Genomic DNA, 19,994 nt, shown 5'->3' with positions numbered 1-19,994 from the left:
GCGGAACCGGGCGGGCTTGGCTAGTCTGCCGCCCAACAAGCCGAGGAGGTTTCCATGCAACGCCGTGCCGTGCTGGCCGCGCCCATGCTCGCCGCGCCGCTCCTGCTGCCCAGCCCTGCCTCGGCCCAGGCCGCGCTGGTGAGCGAGGAGTTCATGGTCCCCTCCGGCGATGCGGGGATCGAGCTGTTCCTCCGCAACAAGCGTCCGGAGAACCTCACCAGCTTCTCGCCCGCCCGCACCGTGCTGTTCGTGCATGGCGCGACCTACCCGGCCCATACCTCCTTCGACCTGCCGCTGGGGGGGCTGTCCTGGATGGACTACATGGCCGGCCGCGGCTTCGACGTGTGGTGCCTCGACCTGCGCGGCTACGGCCGCAGCACCCGCCCGCCCGAGATGGCCCAGCCGCCCGAGGCCAACCCGCCCCTGGTGCGCGGTGAGACGGCGGTAGCCGATATCGCCGCCGCCGCCGCCTTCATCCGCGAGCGGCGTTCCGTCCCGCGCCTGATCCATATGGGCTGGTCCTGGGGGACGGCGCTGATGGGCCGTTTCGCCGCCGACAACCCGACCCTGGTCGAACGCCTGGTCCTCTTCGCCCCCGTCTGGCTGCGCGAGGGCGCGAGCCCGGCCGGCGATGCGATGGGCGCCTACCGCTTCGTCACCCAGGCCCAGGCGCGCGAACGCTGGCTGAATGGCGTGCCACAATCGGCCCGCGCCAACCTTATCCCCGGCGGCTGGTTCGAGCATTGGGCCGGCGTCACCTGGGCGACCGACCCCGAGGGGCTGCGCCGCAACCCGGCCGCGCTGCGCGCGCCCAATGGCGTGCTGCAGGACAGCCGCGAATACTGGCAGGCGGGCCGCCCCTTCTGGGAGCCCGGCCGCGTCACCGCGCCCACCCTGCTGGTGGTGGGCGAATGGGACCGTGACACGCCGCCCTCCATGGCCTTCACCATCCTACCGCTGCTGACATCCTCGCCCGGGCGGCGGATGGTTCTGCTGGGCGAGGGCACCCACACCATGCTCATGGAGCGCAACCGGGGCGCTCTGTTCCAGGCCGTGCAGGTCTTTCTCGAAGAGGCATCCGCGTGACATTTCCGACGAACCCCACCATCTGCTTCGCCCATGTGGCCTATCGCTGCGCCGAGCGTTTCGCCGAGCGCGGCGCGCCCTTCCCCCATTTCGAGGTGCGCTCGCTGGCCGAGCTGGAGGCGCGGATCGGCGAGGCGGATGTGCTGGTGGTCAGTGGCCTCTGGCGCAACACCCTGCCCGCGCTCTCGCCCCGGCTGAAATTCGTGCAGTCGCTCTCGGCCGGCACGGACCAGTATGACCGCGCGGTCTTCGCGCAGCATGGCATCCGCCTGGCCTCCGCCGCCGGTGCCAATGCCAATGCTGTGAGCGAGCACGCGGTGGGGCTGATGCTCGGCATCACGCGCAAGCTGTTCGTGGCGCGCGACGACCAGCACAAGAAGTTCTTCTCCGGCATGAAGGGTGACTTCGCGCAGCGCGAGGATGAGCTGGCCGGCAAGACCGCCATCGTCGTCGGCACGGGGCGCATCGGCGCGCGGCTGATCAAGCTGCTCAAGGCCTTCGACATGCATGTCATCGGCGTGCGGCAGAACCCGGCCAGCGGTACGGCGGGCGCCGATGAGGTGCATGCCACCAGCGCCCTGCCCGGCCTGCTGCCGCGCGCGGATTTCGTGGTGCTGGTCTGCCCGCTGACGGATGCCACGCGCGGCCTGATCGGCGCCGAGGCGCTGGCGGCCATGAAGCCCGGCGCCTACCTCGTCAACTGCGCGCGCGGCGCCGTGGTGGATGAGCCCGCGCTGATCACGGCCCTGCAATCCAACGCCATCCGTGGCGCCGCGCTGGACGTGATGATGGCCGAGCCGCTGCCCGAGGAATCCCCCCTCTGGACGCTGCCCAATTGCTACCTGACGCCGCACACCGGCGGCGAGACCTGCGCCTATGAGATCAACGTGCTGGACCTGATGATGGAGAATATCGGCCGTCTCCAGCGCGGCGAGGCGACGCTCGTGAACCAGTTGGCCTGAGCCATGGCGCTGGTGCTCTCGCCGCGCTGGTCCTGGTGCGCCGAGACCGGGCTGCGGGAGCACCCGCATTTCGTCATCGAGGATGGCCGCATCGCGGCCATCCTCAACGAGGCCCCGAGCCTGGACGCGGAGCGCATCGCCCTGCCCCAGGGGCTGCTGACACCGGGGCTGATCAACCTGCACAACCACGCCTTCTCGGCGCCGCTGTTCCGGGGGCTGGCGGATGACATCCAGCCGGGCAGCCTGCCGGGGCACATCCTGTTCTCGCTGCTGATGCCGCTGGGCGACCTGGTCGCCGAGATCATGGAGCCGGACGCCATCGGCGACGCGGTGGAGATGGCGCTGCTGGAATGCCTGATGACGGGCACGACGGCGATGCTCGACATCTGGCGGCCGCAGCAGCATGAATTCGTGCCGCGTGCCTCGGCGCTGGGCCTGCGCACCTGGTCCTGCCCCTACACCTTCACCGTGCCCAACCTCGCCATGGGACCCGACGGCACGCCCGTCTGGCAGGGCGAGGACGCGTCGGACGCCAGCTTCGACTTCGTGATGAAGCTGCACGCCAAATGGCACCAGGGGCCGGAAGGGCTGGCCTCGGTGGGCTTCGGGCCGCATGGGCCGGACAGCAACTCGCCCGAATTGCTGCGGCGCGTGGATGCGGCGGCGCGGGAGATGGGCGCCATCGTCTCCGTCCATTGCGCGCAGAACCCGCTGGAGATCGCGGCCGTCCGCGCCGCCCGTGGCAAGGGCAGCGTGGAGCATCTGCGCGATTGCGGCCTGCTGCGGCCGGGCGTGATCCTGGGCCATTGCTTCCTCGCGAGCGATGAGGAGATCGCGATGGTGCGCGAGGCGGATGCCACCATCGCCTGCTGCCCGCTGGGCTTCGCGCGCTCGGGCAAGGGCGTGCCCATTGCGCGCTTTCTCGATTCCGGCGTGCGGCTCGGCATCGGCACGGATGGCGTGACGCTCGACATGGTGGACGAATTGCGCGCCGCCGCGCTGCTCGCCAAGACGCAATCCACCAATCCGGGCGCGGGCAGCGCCGAACGCCTCCTGACGGCCGCCACGCGCGACAGCGCCGATGCGCTGGGCCGGCCGGATCTTGGCCGCCTGACGCCCGGCGCGCGGGCGGATGTCGTGATGTTCGACCTTGCCGCCGCGCGCTACCAGCCCGTCTGGAACCCGCTGCGCGCGCTGCTCACCAACGGGCGCGGCAGCGACGTGCACACCGTCGTCACCGCCGGCGAGATCCGGGTGCGGGGCGGCGCGCTGGTGCGGGGCGATGCCGATGCCATCATCCGCCGCGGGGCCGCCGCCATCGAGCGCGTCTGGGCCGAGGCCGCGCGCCGCGGGGCCATCCCCGCGGCACTTGCTTCACAAAGGGAATTCGCGTGACCACCGACGAGACCATCGCCTCCATCCGCGGCCACGCCGCCTACCAGGCCGCCTGCGACGTGTTGCGCGCCGAGCATGACCGCACGGTGCAGGACATCATCACGCTCACGGAAATCCCCGCCCCGCCCTTCGCGGAAGAGAAGCGTGCGGCCGCCTATCTCGACATGCTGCGCGCCCATGGGCTGGAGGAGGTCGCGCAGGACGAGGTCGGCAATGTCATGGGCCTGCGCCGCGGCTTCGGCAATGGCGACATCCTGGTGGTGGCGGCGCATCTGGACACCGTCTTCCCCGCCGGCACCGATGTGCGGGTGCGGCGCGAGGGCACAAAGCTGTTTGCCCCCGGCGTGGGCGACGACACGCGCAGCCTGGCCGTGAACCTCGCCTTCCTGCGCGCCATGGACGCGGCGGGCATCCGCACGCGGCATGACATCCTGTTCGTCGGCGATGTGGGCGAGGAGGGGCTGGGCGATTTGCGCGGCATCCGCCACCTCTTCGCGACGCACCCGAAGCGCGAACGGATCCGCGGCTTCCTGACGGTGGACAGCCCGGAGGTGGAGCGCATCGTCACCGGCGGCATCGGCTCGCGCCGCTTCCGCGTGACCTTCCGCGGGCCGGGTGGCCACAGCTACGCCGCCTTCGGGATGGTGAACCCGATGTATGCCATGGCCGAGGCCGCGCGCAGCCTCGCCGCCATCCGCGTGCCGCGCGAACCGGTGACGACGCATTGCGTCAGCGTGGTCTCGGGCGGCACCTCCATCAACGCGATCCCGGAGACGGTGACGATGGAGGTGGACCTCCGTTCCGCCTCGGCCGAGGAATTGTCCAAGCTGGAACGCGCCTTCCTGGCCGGCGTCGAGGGCGCCGTCGCCGCCGAAAACATGGCGCGCGAGGGCACCATCCGCGTGGAGATCACGCCCGTGGGCGACCGGCCTGCGGGCCACACGCCCAATGGCGCGCCCATCGCGCGGCTGGCCGCGGCGGCGGTGGCGGCGGAGGGCTACAGCCCCTCCTTCGAATGGTCCTCGACCGACGCCAATATCCCGATGAGCCTCGGCATCCCGGCCCTTCGCATCGGCTCGGGCGGGCGCGGGGGCCGCGCGCATTCGCTGGAGGAATGGATTGACGTGGAGATCGAGGGTTCGCTGCGTGGCATGCGCGCGAGCCTCGCCACCATCCTGGCCGTCGCGGAGATGGAGTTGCCATGATGTTCGCCACCAATTCATGCCTCCGGGCTGCCGCCCTCCGGCGATCGGGGGCGGCATGACGCTCATCGTCCGCATGGGCGACGTCACGCCCTATTCCCCCGCCAACCACCACGGCACCCTCAACCACCGCCTCATCGGCCCCGAGACGGTGGGCGCGCGCCAGGTCGAGATGCTGCACGGCACGCTGCAGCCCGGCGGCTCCGCCCTGCCCCACGCCCATCCGGGGCTGGAGCAGATCTGCTACCTGCTGGAAGGCCGCGCCCGCGTCGCCTGCAATGGTGAGGAGGGCGAGATGGGCCCCGGCGATGCCTGCTTCTTCCCCGCCGATGCCGAGCACCTCTTCCAGGTGATCGGCGACACGCCGGTGCGCGTGCTGGTCGTCTACGCACCACCCTATGGCGAGAACCCCGAAAAAGTGGTCCGCCGGAATACCCATGGAGGATAACGTCATGTTCCAACGCCGCACGCTGCTGGGCGCGTCGCTCGCCCTGCCCGCGCTTCCCGCCTTGGCCGCACCCGCCATCGCCCAAGGCGGCTGGCGGCCTTCGCGCCCCATTACCCTGGTCGTGCCCTTCGGCGCGGGCTCCGGCACGGATGCCGTGACGCGCATCCTGGCCCAGATGCTCTCGGCCGAGATGGATGGCGCCACGATCACGGTGGAGAACAGGGCCGGCGCGAATGGCACCATCGCCGCCATGGCCGTGGCCCGCGCCCAGCCTGACGGCCACACGCTGCTCGTCACCACCAACACGCCGCACGCCGCCAACCCCTGGCTGCTGCGGCGGCTGGACTATGACCCCATCGCGGACTTCACGCCCATCTCGCGCCTGGGCAACTACGCCTTCTGGCTGGTGGTCCACCCGGACATCCCGGCCCGCACCCTGCCGGAATTCATCGCCCATGTGCGGGCCAATCCGGGGCGCATCACCTATGCCTCCGGCAATGGCTCGGGCATCGTGGCGGGGGCGGCGGTGGCCAAGCATGCAGGGGTGGAGATGACGCATGTCCCCTACCGCTCCGTGCCGCCTGCCCTGACCGACCTGCTGACCAACCGCGTGAACTGCATGGTGGTGGATTTCGCGCCGTCCATCGCGCATGTCAGCGAGGGGCGGCTGCGCGCGCTCGGCGTCACCTCCAGCCAGCGTTCGCGCCTGGCGCCCGATGTGCCCACGCTCGCCGAAGGCGGCATGACAGGCTTCGAGATGCTGAGCTGGGCGGCCCTGCTGGGCCCCGCCCGGATGGCCCCCGAGGTGACGGCCACGCTGGGCGCCGCCATGCAGCGCCTGGGCGCCAAGCCCGAATACCGCGAGCGCATGGCGCAGGCGCGCTTCGAGGGCCTCACCTCCACGCCCGAGGAACTGGGCCGCTTCATCGTGGCGCAGATCGCCGCCTGGGGTGAAATGATCCGTTCAGCCGGGATCGAGCCCGAATGAGACCATGAAGCGGCGCCGCCGCCCCTCAATTTGGCGCGGCGCGCTGCTGGGCCTTCTGATGCTGGTGCTGGCGGTGCCGGCGCTGGCGCTGGGCCTCGTCTGGTGGACGCTGCCGCCACGGGATGAGAGCCTGGCCCTGCCCGCCCTTTCCGCGCCGGTGGAGGTGAGCTTCGACGCGCATGGCATCCCGCGCATCCGCGCGGCCACCGAACGCGACGCCACCATCGCACTCGGCTACCTCCATGCCCGCGACCGCCTGTTCCAGATGGAGGCGATGCGGCGCGGGGCGGAGGGGCGGCTTTCCGAGATCGCGGGCAGTGCCGCGTTGCGGCTCGACCGTTTCTCGCGCGTGCTGGGCCTGGCCCAGCGGGCGGAGGCCGACCTCGCGGGGCTCGAACCGGCGACGCGCGACATGCTGGAGGCCTATGCCGCCGGCGTGAATGCCTGGATCACGGCGCGCGGCCGCTTCGCCACCCCCGAATTCCTGCTGCTCGGCGCGCCGGAGCGCTGGGAGCCGCGGCATTCCCTGCTCTGGGCCAAGGTGATGGGGCTTTGGCTCTCCAACAATTTCCGCGTGGAGATGGAACGCGCGCGCCTCGCCGCTCTGCTGCCCGCCGAGCGCCTGTGGGACCTCTGGCCGCTGGATGGCAGCGCCGGCCGGCCGGACCTCGCGGCGCTGCCGCAGCTCGACGGCGTTCTGGCCGCGATCCCGGTCTTCGGCGAGGACGCACCCCTGCCCAGCTCGGCCTCCAACTCCTGGGCCGTGGCGGGGCCGCGCGCGGGCGGCACGGCGCCCCTGCTCGCGGCCGACCCGCATCTGGGCTATGGCGCGCCCGTGCTGTGGTACCTCGTCCGCGTGGAGCTGGCCGATGGCAGCCTGCGCGCGGGCGCCACCTCGCCCGGCGTGCCCTTCCTGGTGTTCGGTCGCACCAATGACCTTGCCTGGGGCTTCACCACCACCCATTCCGACACGCAGGACGTCTATATCGAGCCGGAATCCGCCGCCCGCGTGGTGCGGACCGAGACCATCCGCGTGCGCGGGCGTGAACCCGTCACCTTCGAGGTGCGCGAGACCGAAAACGGCCCCGTGCTCTCCGACCTGGACGAGACGCCGCGCACCGACGGCCGGGTTCTGGCTGTGCGCATGGCCAATCTGGAGCCGAACGACACCGCGGCGGACGGGCTGCGGCGCCTGGCCCTGGCGCGGGACCTCGCCGGCGCACGCGATGCCGCCGCGCGTATCACCTCGCCGCCGCAGAACCTGATGGTGGCGGCGCGCGATGGCGGCATCGCCATGTATCTCATCGGCCGCACCCCTGTCCGCGCCGAGGGCGATGGCGCCTTCCCCGGCACCGCCCCCTGGCAGGGCTTCATCCCCTTTGACGAGCTGCCGCATGTGGAGAACCCGGGCACCGGCCTGCTGGTCAACGCCAACAACCGCGTGAGCCCGGAGGGCCATCCCGCCTTCCTCGGCCGCGACTGGTATGGCGACTGGCGCTTCCGCCGCATCCATGAACTGCTCGCGCCCGGCGCGCGCTTCACGCTGGCCGGCTTCGCGGCGGTGCAGATGGACACGCTCTCCCTGCCGGCGCGGGAGGCCCTGCCCTTCCTCAACACCCTGCCCCGCGGCTCGGGCGCGGTGGGGGCGGCGCAGGCCCTGCTGGCGGGCTGGGATGGCGACATGGATCCGGGCCGGCCGGAGCCGCTGATCTGGGCGGCCTTCTCCCAGCACATGCCGCGCCTCGCGGTGGCCCAGGCGGGCGCGCCGGATGCCCCCACCAGCGCGGAATTCCTGCGCTTCCTGCTGACGGACCCGCGCGGCGAATGGTGGTGCGGCGGGGATTGCCGGGCCATGGCGGCGATGGCCATGGCCGAGGCGGTGGGCGAACTCGTCTCCCGCTTCGGTCCTGAACCCGCGCAATGGCGCTGGGGCCAGGCGCACCAAGCCCGCTTCGACCACCCGCTGCTGCGCTTCGTGCCCGTGCTGAACCGGCTGACGGGCCTGGCCGCGCCCGTGGGCGGCGATGGCCACACCGTGCAGCGCCAGAGCTTCCGCATGGCCGGGCCGGAGCCCTTCGCCGCCGTGCATGGGGCAGGGCTGCGGATCGCGGTGGACCTGTCGGACCCCGAGGCCACCGAGGCCATCATCGGCACCGGGCAGTCCGGCCACCCCCTCTCGCGCCATTGGGGGGATCTGCTGGAGCGCTGGCAGGCGGGCGAGACCCTGCGCCTCACGCGCGAGCCCGCCTCCACAACCGGCCGGCTGCGCCTGACGCCCTGATGCTGCAACCGGTCACGCTGGGGCTGCTCGCGGCCTTCGTCGGCTTCTCCTCCTCCTTCGCGGTGGTGCTGGCGGGCTTCGCGGCCATGGGGGCGACGCCGGCCCAGGCGGCGTCCGGCCTCGTGGTGCTCTGCCTGCTGATGGGCGGGCTGGGGCTGGCCTTCTCGGTCTGGTGGCGCATGCCCATCAGCATCGCCTGGTCCACGCCGGGGGCGGCGCTGCTGGCGAGTTCCGCCATGCCGGAGGGCGGGTTCCCGGCCGCCGTCGGCGCCTTCCTGGTGGCCTCGGCGCTGGTGGTGGCGGCGGGGCTGTGGCGTCCCTTCGCCCAGGCCGTCGAACGCATTCCCGCCCCCCTGGCGGCGGCGATGCTGGCGGGCGTGCTGCTGGACCTCTGCCTCGCCCCGGTGCGGGCGGTGGGGGAAATCCCCTGGCTCGCCCTGCCGGTGGTGCTGGCCTGGGCGGTGATGCTGCGGCTCAACCGGCTCTGGGCCGTGCCGGTCGCGGTGCTGGTGGCGGTGGCGGTGCTGCTGCTGGGGCCGGGACTGCCCGGCGCCTCGGGCTTCACGCCGCCCGTGCTGGAGTTCGTCTGGCCGCGGCTGGAATGGGGCACGCTGGCGGGCATCGCCCTGCCGCTCTTCCTGGTCACGATGGCGTCGCAGAACCTGCCAGGCCTCGCGGTGCTGCATGCCAACGGGTATCGGCCGGGCGTGCGGCCCATCTTCGTGGCCACGGGGCTGGGCAGCTTCGCGGGGGGCTTCGCGGGCGGGCAGTTGGTGAACCTCGCCGCCATCACGGCGGCGCTTTGCGCGGGGCCGGAATCCCACCCCGACCCGCGTCGCCGCTGGGTAGCCGGCGCGGTGGCGAGCGCCGGATATCTGGGATTCGCCGTGCTGTCCGGCATGGCGGCGGTGATCGTGGCGGCGGCCCCGCCGTTGCTCATACAGGCCGTGGCGGGCTTGGCGCTGCTGGGCTCGCTGGCGGGTGCCTTGGCCACCGCGCTGGCGCGCGAATCCGCGCGCGTGCCGGCCATCACCACCTTTGTGGTGAGTGCCTCGGGTCTGACGGTAGGGGGTGTGGGGGCTGCCTTTTGGGGGCTGGTGGCGGGCGGGGCGCTATGGTGGATGTTGCGGCCGCGAGATTAGCCCTGTCATCAAACTGTCATCTTCAACCGGAATGGCGTAAACCTCGTTCACCACCGTGAACGAATTCCGCTTCCTCCTTCAGCTCGCCGGCGAGGCCGCGCTTCTCCTTTGGGGCCTGCACATGGTGCAGTCCGGCATCCAGCGCGCCTATGGCGGGCGGCTGCAATCCATCCTGGGCGCGGCGCTGGGCCGGCCCTGGCGGGCGGTGCTGGCGGGGCTGGGCGTCACCGCGATCCTGCAGAGCAGCACCGCCACCGCGCTGATGGTGGGCTCCTTCGCCGCCGCGGGGCTGGTGGGGCTGGCGCCTGCTCTGGCGGCCATGCTGGGGGCCAATCTCGGCACGGCGCTGCTGGTGCAGGTGCTGTCGCTGGACATGGCCTGGCTCTCGCCCCTGCTGATCCTGGGGGGTGTCGTGGCCTTCCGGCGCGCGGGGCGTACCCGCACGCGCGACCTGGCGCGGGTCTCGATCGGGCTTGGACTCATGCTGCTGGCGCTGGCGCTGCTGGGGGGAACCCTCGCCCCTGTCGAGCGGTCGGCCGCGCTGCGCGAGGTGCTCGCCGTGCTGGCCGACATGCCGCTGGTGCTGGTGCTGCTGGCCGCCGTGCTGGCCTGGGCGGCGCACTCCTCGGTGGCGGGCGTGCTCTTCGTCGCGGCGCTGGCGGGCGGCGGCAGCCTACCCCACGAGGCCGCCGTGGCCATGGTGCTGGGCGCCAACCTCGGCACGGCGCTCAACCCGCTGCTGCAGGCGCAGGGCGGCGCGGGTGGGCCGCCCCGGCTGCGCCTGCCGCTGGGCAACCTGCTGAACCGCGCCCTGGGCTGCGCCGTCGCGCTGGCTCTGCTGCCCGGCTTCACCGCGCTGATGGCGGCGCTGGACCCTGATCCGGTGCGGCTGGTGGCCAACGCCCACCTGGCCTTCAACCTGATGACGGCGCTGGTGGCGCTGCCCCTGCTGCGCCCGCAGGCCTGGCTGCTGGCGCGGCTGCTGCCCCCGCCCCCGCCCGAGGCCGACCCCGCTTCCCCCCGCTACCTCGACCGCGGGGCGCTCGGCACGCCCTCGGTCGCGCTCTCCCATGCCACGCGCGAGGCGCTGCGGGTGGCCGATGTGCTGAAGGACATGCTGGCCGCCTCCGCCCACGGCTTCGCCACAGAGGACCGGGGGGCCGGCAAACCCGTCGCCCGCATGGACGACACGGTGGACGGGCTGCACCGCGCCATCCACGCCTACCTCGCCGCCCTGCCGGCCGAGGCGCTGAGCGATGAGGAGGCGGGCCGCGCCCGGCGCATCCAGGGCTTCGTCATCGCCCTGGAGCAGGCGGCGGATGTCCTGGCGCGCGACCTCGCGCAGCACGCCGCCAAGCGCCAGCGCCGGGGGCTCGTGCTGACGCGTGACGGTCAGGGCATGCTGGACAGCGTGCATGCCGCGCTGGGCGCGCAGCTGACCTTGGCCGTGACGGTCTTCCTCTCGGATGACCTCGACGCGGCGCGACAGCTGGTCGCGGCCAAGGAGAAGCTGCGCGAGACCGAACGCGCGGCGGCGGCCCGGGTGGTCGCGGCCGGGGGCGCGCCGGCCAGCGAGGGAGGGGCGGCGCCCAGCTTCGTGCTGGATTGTGTGCGCGACCTGCGCCGCGTCTCGGCCCACCTGGCCAGCGTGGCGCATCCGGTGCTGGAGCAGCATGGCGTGCTGCTGCCCAGCCGCCTGCTGCCCGGCAACTGAAGCTGGCTACGCCGCCAGGATCGCCTCCACCACCTCCTGAACTGCCAGCGCCTCCTTCAGCGTGGCGAGGTCCACCGCCTCTCCCCGCGTCAGCGCGGCCAGCTTGTCGAGCTGCCGCGACAAGGTGAGCGGGCGCATCTGCGGGTTGGGCAGGGCATCGGGTGCGGCGTGCCAGCCGCCATCGGCACCCTGGCGCTCGGCGAAGGACCAGTCGCGCAGGCGCAGCACGCCCTTGGTGCCGGTGATGACGAAGACGTTGTGGTCATCCGCCGCCACGGTGCCGACCGAGCCCTCCAACGTGACGGGCACCGACCCGGCCTTGAGGCGCGCGGTGATGGCCGTCTCGCAGGCCTCGCCGCCCGGAAATTCCGCCCGCGCGTCCTCCAGCCGAAGGGCCCCGCCCAGGCGCTGCGCGAGAAAGAGGAAATGCGACACCACCTCACGCGTGAAGCCGCCCTCGGCGCGCAGCGCGAGCCACGACGCGGCCGCTGCCTGCCAGGCGCGCGGCCAGGCGGCGAAGGCGACCTTGATGGAGATGGACTGGATCTCCCCCACCTCCGGCAGCCAGGCACGCAGCTGCGCGACCGCGGGCGAGGAGGCCATGGGGAAGTTCACCGCCGCCCGCTGCCCGGCCGCGGCCGCCACGAAGGTGCGCGCCGCCGCCACGTCGGAGGCCAGCGGCTTCTCCAGGAAAAGTGAACGCCCCGCCCCCAGCACCGCCTGCCCATGCGCGATGTGCGAGGCGGGGGGTGAGGCGACATAGACGGCCTCGGCCGCCTCGATCGCCGCCTCGGCGCTGTCCAGCATGGGCACCGCGCCCGTGATGGCAGCCAGCCGCGCCGCCGCCGCGGGCGAAGGGTCCCACACGCCCACGACCCGCGTGCCGCCATGGTCCAGCGCCGCGCGCAGCAGGCGCTCGCCCATGATGCCGAGGCCGATGATGGAAAGCTGCATGGGGATGATCCTCGCCTGTTCCGGCTTGCGCGGGCACGATCCAGCCCGCAGAACAATGACGGACCGGCAATGGCGCAATCGGGGCGCCGCCGCAACGGGGATACGTTTCATGGAACAGGCCCGCCGCATCGACGTGATCTCGGACGCGATCTGTCCCTGGTGCTGGATCGGCAAGCGGCAGCTGGAAGCCGCCCTGAGCCAGCTCGGCGGCGGTTTCGCCGTGTATTGGCGCCCCTACCAGCTCAACCCCGACATGCCTGTCGAGGGCGTCGAACGCGCCAGCTACCGCGCGGCCAAGTTCGGCAGCCTCGAACGCTCGCGGGAGGCCGATGCGCGCGTGGCCGAGGCCGGGCGCGCCGTGGGCCTCGAATTCCGCCACGAACGCATGTTGCGCGCGCCCAACACCATCAAGGTCCACCGGCTGATCCGCTGGGCGGCAGGGCCGCGCCAGGACGCCATGGTGGAAGCCCTGTTCCAGGCCTATTTCCACGACGGCCAGGACATCGGCGACGACACCACCCTTGCCGCCCTCGCCACCGGCGCCGGTTTTGAAGGTGCGGCTGAATTCCTCGCCTCCGGCGCCGAGGAGGCCGAGGTCCGCGCCGAAGACGCCCAGTTCCGCCGCATCGGCATCTCCGGCGTGCCGAGCTTCGCCCTGGACGGCCGCGTCATGTTCAGCGGCGCCTGGCCCGCCGAGCGCATGGCAGAGGTCTTCGCCCAGCGGGTGGCGTAGGGGCGCTGCGTCCCGGGAGGGCGCCGCCCTCCCGGAGAACCAGTGCCCCCCTTCGCTACCGCTGCGCGATGATCCCGCCGCTGATGCTGGCCGGGATGCGGGGGCGCCAGGCGTTGGCGTCCACGGTGGTGATGAAGTCCTGCAGCGCGGTGTTGAAGGCGCCGGGGTCTTCCAGGTTCATCGTGTGCCCGCATTTGGGCATGACGAGCAGGGCCGAGGTGGAGATGGTGCGCTTGAGGTAGAGGGCGGGTTCGAGGGTCGGGTCGTCCTCGTCGCCGGCGATCATGAAGGTGGGGACCGTCATCTTCCGGAACCCGGCTTCCAGGTCGAAGAGCGAGGGGCGTTCGCGCTGGCAGCCCAGCATGGTCAGTGCGGAACCTTCTGTGGAATGCTCGCACATCTGCGCCTCGAATTCGGCGAAGCCGCGCGGGTCCTTTTCCTCGAAGATCAGGCGCGTCGGGCCATGGGCGTAGATGCGGCCGAACTCGCCCATGCCGCCGGCGCGGAGCTTCGCCACCGAGGCGTCAATCTCCGCCTGGAACTGCGCGCGCTTGTCAGGTGATGCGCCATAGCCCACCCCCGCCGCCGTCAGGCTGCGGGCCAGATGCGGGTGGCGCAGGCCCAGGTGCAGTGCCGCGAAGGCGCCCATGGAGAGGCCCACCACATGCGCGGGGCCGAGGTTCAGGCCCTGGATGACAGCCGCGATGTCGTCGGTGGCGCGGTCCTGCGAATAGGCGCGCGGGTCCGTCGGCACGTCGGAGGGCGGATAGCCGCGGGCATGGTAGGCGATGCAGCGGTAGCGGCGGGAGAAGTAGCGGATCTGCGGTTCCCAGCTGCGCGCATCGCCGGCGAATTCATGGACGAAGACGATGGGGGTGCCGCTTCCGGCCTCGACATAGTGCAGTGCGACGCCATCATCGGTCATGACATGGGGCATGGGCTTCTCCTGCTGTTGCCAGCGAGGATGCGGCGGGCCTAAGGAGAGGTCCAGACGCGACCATGCGGCGAAAACATGCAGGGTTGCGCGCCGCACCCACTGGAAATCGGACTTGATTGGTCCTATTTAAGCCGGAGCAGAAGGATACCGCCGTGCTCAGGCTCTCCAGACTGACGGATTACGCGGTCGTGGTCCTGGCCCGCATGGGCGAGGAGGCGACCGCCCTGCAAAGCGCCCCGGGCCTTGCCACGCGCACCGGCCTGCCCGAGCCCACCGTGGCCAAGGTGCTGAAGACCCTGGCCCAGGCCGGGGTAGTGGAAGGGCTGCGCGGCGCGCGCGGCGGCTACCGCCTGGCCAAGCCCCTGCCTGACATTCCCTTGACCGAGGTGATCGTAGCCTTCGACGGCCCCATCGCGCTGACCGCCTGCGTGGATGGCGGTTCGGGGCTGTGCGAGAGCGAGCATCTTTGCCCCGTGCGCGGTCGTTGGGATCCGGTGAACACCGCGATCCGCGATGCGCTCGAGAAGATTTCCGTGGCTGAACTGGCGGGGCACGCATTGGCCCCCGCCGAGGCCGATTTCCGCCTGGCTGCCGAGTAGGAGCACGCAATGCCCGCCGTCGCAGAGACCATCGAGACCGTCCAGTCCGCCCAGGAAGGCGGCTACAAGTTCGGCTTCGAGACCAAGATCGAGATGGAGTTCGCCCCCAAGGGGCTGAACGAGGACATCGTCCGCTTCATCTCCGCCAAGAAGGGTGAGCCGGAATGGCTGCTGGAATGGCGGCTGAAGGCCTATGCCATGTGGCTGAAGATGGAGGAGCCCGACTGGGCCGCCGTCTCCTACCCCAAGTTCGACTACCAGGACGCCTATTACTACGCGGCGCCGAAGAACAAGGTGGTGCCGAAGTCGCTCGACGAGGTGGACCCGGAACTGCTCCGCACCTACGAGAAGCTGGGCATTCCCCTGCGCGAGCAGGAGCGGCTGCAAGGCATCGCGGTGGACGCGGTGTTCGATAGTGTCTCCGTCGCCACCTCCTACAAGGAGCGGCTGGGCAAGGAGGGCATCATCTTCTGCTCGATCAGCGAAGCGGTGCACACGCATCCCGAGCTGGTGAAGCAGTATCTCGGCAGCGTGGTGCCGCAGGGCGACAATTACTTCGCCTGCCTGAACAGCGCGGTCTTCACCGATGGCAGCTTCGTCTACATCCCGAAGGGCGTGCGCTGCCCGATGGAGCTGTCCACCTATTTCCGCATCAACGCCCAGAACACCGGCCAGTTCGAGCGCACGCTGATCGTCGCCGAGGCCGGCAGCCATGTGTCCTACCTGGAAGGCTGCACGGCGCCCCAGCGCGACGAGAACCAGATGCATGCCGCGGTGGTCGAGCTGGTGGCGATGGACGACGCCACCATCAAGTATTCCACCGTGCAGAACTGGTACCCCGGCGACGCCGAGGGCAAGGGCGGCATCTACAACTTCGTGACCAAGCGCGGCGCCTGCCGTGGCGCGCGGTCCAAGATTTCCTGGACGCAGGTGGAGACGGGTTCGGCCATCACCTGGAAGTATCCTTCCTGCATCCTGCAGGGCGATGACAGCGTGGGCGAGTTCTATTCCGTCGCCATCACCAACAACCGCCAGCAGGCCGATACGGGCACGAAGATGTGGCATATCGGGAAGAACACCCGGTCCACCATCGTCTCCAAGGGCATCAGCGCGGGGCATGGCCAGAACACCTATCGGGGCCTGGTGAAGATCAGCCCCAAGGCAACGGGCGCCCGCAATTTCACCCAGTGTGATTCGCTGCTGATCGGCGACCAGTGCGGCGCGCACACGGTGCCCTACATCGAGAACCGCTGCGCCTCCGCGAAGATCGAGCATGAGGCGACCACCAGCCGCATCGCCGAGGACCAGCTTTTCTACTGCCGCGCCCGCGGGCTGAACCAGGAGGAGGCCGTGGGCCTCATCGTAAACGGCTTCTGCCGCGAGGTGCTGAAGGAACTGCCCATGGAATTCGCGGTGGAAGCGCAGAAGCTGCTCGCGATTTCGCTCGAAGGGAGCGTTGGCTGACCATGTTGAAGATCGAGAACCTGACCGCCGAAATCGACGGCAAGGAGATCCTGAAGGGCATCACGCTGGAGGTGCCGGCGGGCGAGGTGCACGCCATCATGGGCCCGAACGGCTCGGGCAAGTCCACCCTCTCCTACGTGCTCTCGGGGCGCGAGGGCTATGAGATCACGGGCGGCACCGCCACCTTCAACGGCATTGATCTGCTGGCGATGGAACCTGAGGAACGCGCGGCCGCCGGCGTCTTCCTGGCCTTCCAGTATCCGGTGGAACTGCCCGGCGTGGGCAATGCCAATTTCCTCCGCACCGCGCTGAACGCCATCCGCCGCGCGCGCGGAGAGGTGGAGGTGGACGCCATGCAGTTCCTCAAGCTCTCGCGCGCCAAGATCAAGGCGCTGCAGATGAGCGAGGACATGCTGAAGCGCAACGTGAACGTCGGCTTCTCCGGCGGCGAGAAGAAGCGCAACGAGGTGCTGCAGATGGCGATGCTGGAGCCCAAGCTCGCCATCCTCGACGAGACGGACAGCGGCCTCGATATTGACGCGCTCAAGGTCGTGGCGGATGGCGTGAACGCCATGCGTGGCCCGGAGTTCTCGGCGCTCGTCATCACCCATTACCAACGCCTGCTGGACCACATCACGCCCGACCGCGTGCATGTCCTGATGGGCGGGCGCATTGTGAAGACGGGTGGCCCCGAACTCGCCCTGGAGCTGGAGGCGGAGGGCTACGCGAAGGTGGCGGCATGAACACCATGGTGACCGGTGCCGCTTCCTTCCTGGGCCGCTTCGAGGGGCTGCGCGAACGCCTGCCTGGCGGCCGCACGCCCTGGGTGGCAAAGCTGCGCGCCGAGGCGGCCGAGAGTTTCCGCGCCCAGGGCCTGCCCGGACGGCGGATTGAGGCCTGGCACTACACGGATCTCGGGGTGCTGGCGCAGCTCGGCTTCACCGAGGCGCTGACGCTGGCCGACGAGGCCCCTGCCCTGCCGCCCACGCGCGCCGCGCACCGCGCGGTGTTCGTGGATGGCCGCTTCGCGCCCGCGCTGTCGCTCCTGCCCCCGGGGGCGGCGCCGCTGTCGGAGGCGTTGGAGGCCACGGAAGGCCGGCTGGGCGCTCTTGCGCAGAATCTGCCGATCGTGGCGCTGAACACCATGCTGTTCGAGGATGGGTTGGTGCTGGACGTGCCGGCGGGCGTGGATGCGGGGGAGATGGAACTGCTCTCCTTTGCCACCCATGCCGGCCGTGCCATCGCCTTCCATCCGCGCCACCTGATCCGGCTCGGCGAGGGCGCCAAGCTCACGCTGATCGACACGAGCCTGGGCGAGGCGGAGGCCACCTACCTGCACAACCCGGTCTATGAGATCGCGGTGGCGGAGGGTGCCACGCTCAGCCACATCCGTATCCAGCGCGAGGGTCGCGCGGGCTTCCAACTTTCCACCGTGCTGGCCACGGTGCAGGCGGGCGGCACCTATGACAACTTCACCCTGAACGCCGGCGGGCGCCTGGTGCGCAACGAGATCCATGTGGCGCTGCAAGGCCCCAAGGCCGCCTGCCACATGAACGGCGCGCAGCTGGTGGCCGAAGGCCAGCACGCGGACACCACCACCTTCCTCGACCACGCCGCCCCCGACTGCCCCAGCCGGCAGACCTACAAGACGGTGCTGGCCGGGCGTTCGCGCGGCGTGTTCCAGGGCAAGATCCTGGTGCGCCAGGCGGCGCAACGCACCGATGGCTATCAGATGAACCAGGCGCTGCTGCTTTCGGACGATGCCGAGATCAACGCGAAGCCGCAGCTCGAGATCTATGCGGACGACGTGAAGTGCAGCCATGGCGCGACCGTGGGCGCACTGGACGAGGCGCAGCTCTTCTACCTGCGCGCCCGCGGCATCCCGGCCAGCATCGCCCGCGCCATGCTGGTGGAGGCCTTCCTCACCGAGGCCATCGAGGGCGTGACCAACCCGCTGGCGCAGGAGGCGCTCTCCGAGGCCATCTCAGGCTGGTGGCAGAAAGAAGCGGTGTGATGGACGCCCTTCCCGCCCGGCTGGACGTGGCGCGCATCCGCGAGGATTTCCCGATCCTGTCCACGCAGGTGCGCGGCAAGAAGCTGGTGTTCCTCGACAGCGGCGCCTCGGCCCAGAAGCCGCGCGCCGTGATCGAGGCGATGACGCGCTGCATGGAGACGGCCTATGCCAATGTCCACCGCGGCGCCTACCACCTGAGCGAGGTCGCCACCGCCAATTTCGAGGCGGCGCGCGAGGCGGCACAGCGCTTCCTCGGCGCCGCGACGCCCGAGGAAATCGTCTTCACCCGCAACTCCACCGAGGCCTTCAACCTCGTGGCACACAGCTTCGGCCGCGCGCTGCTGAAGCGCGGCCAGGTGGTGCTGGTGTCGGAGATGGAGCACCACGCCAACCTGGTGCCGTGGCAGATGCTGCGCGATGCGGGCCTGGGCATTGGGCTGCGCTTCATCCGCGTGACCGATGCGGGGGAACTGGACCTGGACGACTACGCCCGGCACCTCGCGCAGGGCGATGTCGGGCTCGTTTCCGTCACGCACATGTCGAATGTGCTGGGCACGGTGACGCCCGCCGCCCGCATCGCGCGCATGGCGCATGAAGCCGGGGCGCGCGTCATGTTCGACGGCAGCCAGGCCGCGGTGCACCGTGCGGTGGACGTGCGTGCGATTGACGCCGACTTCTATGCCTTCACAGGGCACAAGCTGTACGGGCCCACGGGCATCGGCGTGCTCTATGGCAAGCGCGAATTGCTGGACGCCATGCCTCCCTTCCAGGGCGGCGGCGATATGATCGAGACCGTCACCCTCGAACACTCCACCTGGGCCGCGCCGCCCGCCCGCTTCGAACCCGGCACGCCTGCGATCATCGAGGCCGCGGGGCTTCTGGCGGCCATCGAGTATGTGAACACCATCGGCATGGAGGCCATCGAGGCGCATGAGCGCGCGCTGGTCGAGCACGCCTCCGCCACCCTCGCCCAGGTGCCCGGCCTGACCCTGCTGGGCTCGGCGCAGGACCGGGGCGGCGTCTTCGCCTTCTCGCTGGACGTGGCGCACCCGCATGACCTGTCCACCTTCCTCGACCGGCGCGGCATCTGCGTGCGGGCGGGGCGCCACTGCGCCGAGCCGCTGCATGCGCGCTTCGGGCTGGAAGGCGGGACCTCCCGCGCCTCGTTCGGCCTCTACACCACGGCTGAAGAAATTGACGCGCTGGCCGAGGCGCTGGTCGCCGCGCGGAAGTTCTTCGCATGACGGGGCAGGCGGCCGGGTTCGAGGAATTGCGGGACCTCTACCAGGAGGTCATCCTCGACCACGGCCGCAAGCCGCGGAACCATTTCCGCATGGAGGTCTTCGACGCCTCCGCCCGCGGCGACAACCCGATGTGCGGCGACCGGGTGGAGCTTTTCCTGGCGCTGGCGGATGGCCATATCAGCAAGGCCAGCTTCATCGGCCGCGGCTGCGCCATCAGCCAGGCCAGCGCCTCGCTGCTCACGGAACTGGTGCCGGGCCTGACGCCCGATGCGGCCCGCGCCATGGGTGCCCGGCTGCGTGAAATGGCCAAGACCGGCGCGCGGGATGACAGCACGCCGGCCCTGGAGCGGCTTTCCGCCCTCTCGGGCGTGCATGAATTTCCCAGCCGGGTGAAGTGCGCCACGCTCGCGTGGCACGCGCTCGACGCCGCGCTGGATGGATCGAAGGAGGCGAGCAGTGAATGACCAGGCCGCCAGCCATGGAAGCTGGACCCCCGAGGGCGAGACCCTGCCGGCCGTGACGGAAGAGGGCGTCATCGAGGCGCTGAAGACCGTCTTCGACCCCGAGATTCCCGTGGACATCTACGAACTCGGCCTCGTCTACGCGATCGAGTTGGAGGAGGGCGGGCGCGTGAAGGTCGAGATGACCTTGACCACCCCCTCCTGCCCCTCCGCGCAGGAACTGCCCTCCATGGCCGAGGAAGCCATCCGCCAGATGCCCGGCGTCACCGATTGCCAGGTCGAGATCGTGTGGGACCCGCCCTGGGACCAGTCGCGGATGAGCGAGGATGCGCGCCTCGCGCTGAACATGTTCTGATGAAGGGAGTGCCGT

General features: G+C 70.7%; 19 protein-coding genes. 17 read left to right on the top strand and 2 right to left on the bottom strand.

What is annotated here, in order from left to right; translation table 11 throughout:
* Window positions 1–54 precede the first annotated feature (54 nt).
* From JTN19_RS02295 to JTN19_RS02255, 9 genes are read left to right on the top strand one after another with little or no spacing between them, the layout of a single operon-like run.
* Window positions 55–1,086: an alpha/beta hydrolase gene (locus tag JTN19_RS02295; protein ID WP_206929951.1), complete on the top strand. Its 1,032-nt coding sequence runs from the start codon at window positions 55–57 to the stop codon at window positions 1,084–1,086.
* Entirely contained in the window at window positions 1,083–2,048 is a 966-nt protein-coding gene (locus JTN19_RS02290; RefSeq protein WP_206929949.1) for an NAD(P)-dependent oxidoreductase, read from the top strand. The genes JTN19_RS02295 and JTN19_RS02290 overlap by 4 nt, the downstream gene beginning before the upstream one ends.
* Before the next feature lie 3 nt (window positions 2,049–2,051).
* Entirely contained in the window at window positions 2,052–3,443 is a 1,392-nt protein-coding gene (locus JTN19_RS02285; protein WP_206929947.1) for an amidohydrolase family protein, read from the top strand.
* Window positions 3,440–4,648 carry a M20/M25/M40 family metallo-hydrolase gene (locus tag JTN19_RS02280; protein ID WP_206929938.1) on the top strand — a complete coding sequence of 403 codons (1,209 nt, stop codon included), beginning with the start codon at window positions 3,440–3,442 and terminating at the stop codon, window positions 4,646–4,648. The genes JTN19_RS02285 and JTN19_RS02280 overlap by 4 nt, the downstream gene beginning before the upstream one ends.
* Before the next feature lie 55 nt (window positions 4,649–4,703).
* Window positions 4,704–5,093 (top strand): cupin domain-containing protein, encoded by a 390-nt coding sequence (locus JTN19_RS02275; protein WP_206929936.1) that lies wholly within the window; start codon window positions 4,704–4,706, stop codon window positions 5,091–5,093.
* 4 nt (window positions 5,094–5,097) lie between these two features.
* A complete protein-coding gene (locus JTN19_RS02270; protein ID WP_206929934.1) occupies window positions 5,098–6,081 on the top strand; it encodes a Bug family tripartite tricarboxylate transporter substrate binding protein in 984 nt (327 codons plus the stop codon).
* 4 nt (window positions 6,082–6,085) lie between these two features.
* Window positions 6,086–8,362, top strand: a complete 2,277-nt coding sequence (locus JTN19_RS02265) for a penicillin acylase family protein (RefSeq protein WP_206929932.1) — start codon at window positions 6,086–6,088, stop codon at window positions 8,360–8,362.
* Window positions 8,362–9,504 (top strand): benzoate/H(+) symporter BenE family transporter, encoded by a 1,143-nt coding sequence (locus JTN19_RS02260; protein WP_206929923.1) that lies wholly within the window; start codon window positions 8,362–8,364, stop codon window positions 9,502–9,504. Before JTN19_RS02265 ends, JTN19_RS02260 begins: the two co-directional genes overlap by 1 nt.
* A 55-nt stretch (window positions 9,505–9,559) precedes the next feature.
* Window positions 9,560–11,218: a Na/Pi symporter gene (locus JTN19_RS02255; RefSeq protein WP_206929914.1), complete on the top strand. Its 1,659-nt coding sequence runs from the start codon at window positions 9,560–9,562 to the stop codon at window positions 11,216–11,218.
* A 6-nt stretch (window positions 11,219–11,224) separates the two neighbouring features.
* On the opposite strand, the gene JTN19_RS02250 is transcribed toward JTN19_RS02255, so the two are convergent.
* Window positions 11,225–12,172, bottom strand: a complete 948-nt coding sequence (locus tag JTN19_RS02250; protein ID WP_242530786.1) for a Gfo/Idh/MocA family protein — start codon at window positions 12,170–12,172, stop codon at window positions 11,225–11,227.
* Between the two features lie 109 nt (window positions 12,173–12,281).
* On the opposite strand from JTN19_RS02250, the gene JTN19_RS02245 reads away from it, so the two are divergent.
* On the top strand, window positions 12,282–12,905 hold the full coding sequence (locus JTN19_RS02245; protein WP_206929912.1) for a DsbA family oxidoreductase: 624 nt from the start codon (window positions 12,282–12,284) through the stop codon (window positions 12,903–12,905).
* Between the two features lie 55 nt (window positions 12,906–12,960).
* Here JTN19_RS02245 and JTN19_RS02240 read toward each other — a convergent pair whose 3' ends face one another.
* Complete coding sequence (locus JTN19_RS02240; RefSeq protein ID WP_206929910.1) at window positions 12,961–13,842, bottom strand: alpha/beta fold hydrolase; 882 nt, start codon at window positions 13,840–13,842, stop codon at window positions 12,961–12,963.
* Window positions 13,843–13,994: 152 nt separating this feature from the next.
* Between JTN19_RS02240 and JTN19_RS02235 the strand changes: the two genes are divergently transcribed.
* The 7 genes from JTN19_RS02235 to JTN19_RS02205 are packed head-to-tail and all read left to right on the top strand — an operon-like array spanning window position 13,995 to window position 19,979.
* Window positions 13,995–14,441 (top strand): SUF system Fe-S cluster assembly regulator, encoded by a 447-nt coding sequence (locus JTN19_RS02235; RefSeq protein ID WP_206929908.1) that lies wholly within the window; start codon window positions 13,995–13,997, stop codon window positions 14,439–14,441.
* 9 nt (window positions 14,442–14,450) lie between these two features.
* Entirely contained in the window at window positions 14,451–15,905 is a 1,455-nt protein-coding gene (gene sufB / locus JTN19_RS02230; protein ID WP_206929906.1) for a Fe-S cluster assembly protein SufB, read from the top strand.
* 2 nt (window positions 15,906–15,907) lie between these two features.
* A complete protein-coding gene (gene sufC, locus JTN19_RS02225) occupies window positions 15,908–16,648 on the top strand; it encodes a Fe-S cluster assembly ATPase SufC (RefSeq protein ID WP_206929903.1) in 741 nt (246 codons plus the stop codon).
* Window positions 16,645–17,919: a Fe-S cluster assembly protein SufD gene (gene sufD, locus JTN19_RS02220; RefSeq protein ID WP_206929901.1), complete on the top strand. Its 1,275-nt coding sequence runs from the start codon at window positions 16,645–16,647 to the stop codon at window positions 17,917–17,919. The genes sufC and sufD overlap by 4 nt, the downstream gene beginning before the upstream one ends.
* Window positions 17,919–19,163, top strand: a complete 1,245-nt coding sequence (locus JTN19_RS02215; protein WP_206929899.1) for an aminotransferase class V-fold PLP-dependent enzyme — start codon at window positions 17,919–17,921, stop codon at window positions 19,161–19,163. Before sufD ends, JTN19_RS02215 begins: the two co-directional genes overlap by 1 nt.
* On the top strand, window positions 19,160–19,627 hold the full coding sequence (gene sufU, locus JTN19_RS02210; RefSeq protein ID WP_206929897.1) for a Fe-S cluster assembly sulfur transfer protein SufU: 468 nt from the start codon (window positions 19,160–19,162) through the stop codon (window positions 19,625–19,627). The genes JTN19_RS02215 and sufU overlap by 4 nt, the downstream gene beginning before the upstream one ends.
* Window positions 19,599–19,979 carry an SUF system Fe-S cluster assembly protein gene (locus JTN19_RS02205; protein WP_206929895.1) on the top strand — a complete coding sequence of 127 codons (381 nt, stop codon included), beginning with the start codon at window positions 19,599–19,601 and terminating at the stop codon, window positions 19,977–19,979. The genes sufU and JTN19_RS02205 overlap by 29 nt, the downstream gene beginning before the upstream one ends.
* The last annotated feature ends 15 nt before the right edge of the window (window positions 19,980–19,994 follow it).

Origin of the sequence: Roseococcus thiosulfatophilus (assembly GCF_017311575.1) — a bacterium.
Classification (GTDB): domain Bacteria; phylum Pseudomonadota; class Alphaproteobacteria; order Acetobacterales; family Acetobacteraceae; genus Roseococcus; species Roseococcus thiosulfatophilus.
Note: the sequence above shows the minus strand (reverse complement) of the source record. Positions and strands in the feature narration are given on the sequence as shown.

What these genes read in the sequence shown, in the direction of transcription:
- JTN19_RS02275 (WP_206929936.1), top strand. Translation starts at nt 4,704, where the DNA reads ATGACGCTCATCGTCCGCATGGGCGACGTCACGCCCTATTCCCCCGCC.
- JTN19_RS02245 (WP_206929912.1), top strand. Translation starts at nt 12,282, where the DNA reads ATGGAACAGGCCCGCCGCATCGACGTGATCTCGGACGCGATCTGTCCC.
- JTN19_RS02285 (WP_206929947.1), top strand. Translation starts at nt 2,052, where the DNA reads ATGGCGCTGGTGCTCTCGCCGCGCTGGTCCTGGTGCGCCGAGACCGGG.
- sufD (WP_206929901.1), top strand. Translation starts at nt 16,645, where the DNA reads ATGAACACCATGGTGACCGGTGCCGCTTCCTTCCTGGGCCGCTTCGAG.
- sufC (WP_206929903.1), top strand. Translation starts at nt 15,908, where the DNA reads ATGTTGAAGATCGAGAACCTGACCGCCGAAATCGACGGCAAGGAGATC.
- JTN19_RS02205 (WP_206929895.1), top strand. Translation starts at nt 19,599, where the DNA reads ATGGATCGAAGGAGGCGAGCAGTGAATGACCAGGCCGCCAGCCATGGA.
- JTN19_RS02260 (WP_206929923.1), top strand. Translation starts at nt 8,362, where the DNA reads ATGCTGCAACCGGTCACGCTGGGGCTGCTCGCGGCCTTCGTCGGCTTC.
- JTN19_RS02270 (WP_206929934.1), top strand. Translation starts at nt 5,098, where the DNA reads ATGTTCCAACGCCGCACGCTGCTGGGCGCGTCGCTCGCCCTGCCCGCG.
- JTN19_RS02215 (WP_206929899.1), top strand. Translation starts at nt 17,919, where the DNA reads ATGGACGCCCTTCCCGCCCGGCTGGACGTGGCGCGCATCCGCGAGGAT.
- JTN19_RS02250 (WP_242530786.1), bottom strand. Translation starts at nt 12,172, where the DNA reads ATGCAGCTTTCCATCATCGGCCTCGGCATCATGGGCGAGCGCCTGCTG.
- sufU (WP_206929897.1), top strand. Translation starts at nt 19,160, where the DNA reads ATGACGGGGCAGGCGGCCGGGTTCGAGGAATTGCGGGACCTCTACCAG.
- sufB (WP_206929906.1), top strand. Translation starts at nt 14,451, where the DNA reads ATGCCCGCCGTCGCAGAGACCATCGAGACCGTCCAGTCCGCCCAGGAA.
- JTN19_RS02295 (WP_206929951.1), top strand. Translation starts at nt 55, where the DNA reads ATGCAACGCCGTGCCGTGCTGGCCGCGCCCATGCTCGCCGCGCCGCTC.
- JTN19_RS02240 (WP_206929910.1), bottom strand. Translation starts at nt 13,842, where the DNA reads ATGCCCCATGTCATGACCGATGATGGCGTCGCACTGCACTATGTCGAG.
- JTN19_RS02265 (WP_206929932.1), top strand. Translation starts at nt 6,086, where the DNA reads ATGAAGCGGCGCCGCCGCCCCTCAATTTGGCGCGGCGCGCTGCTGGGC.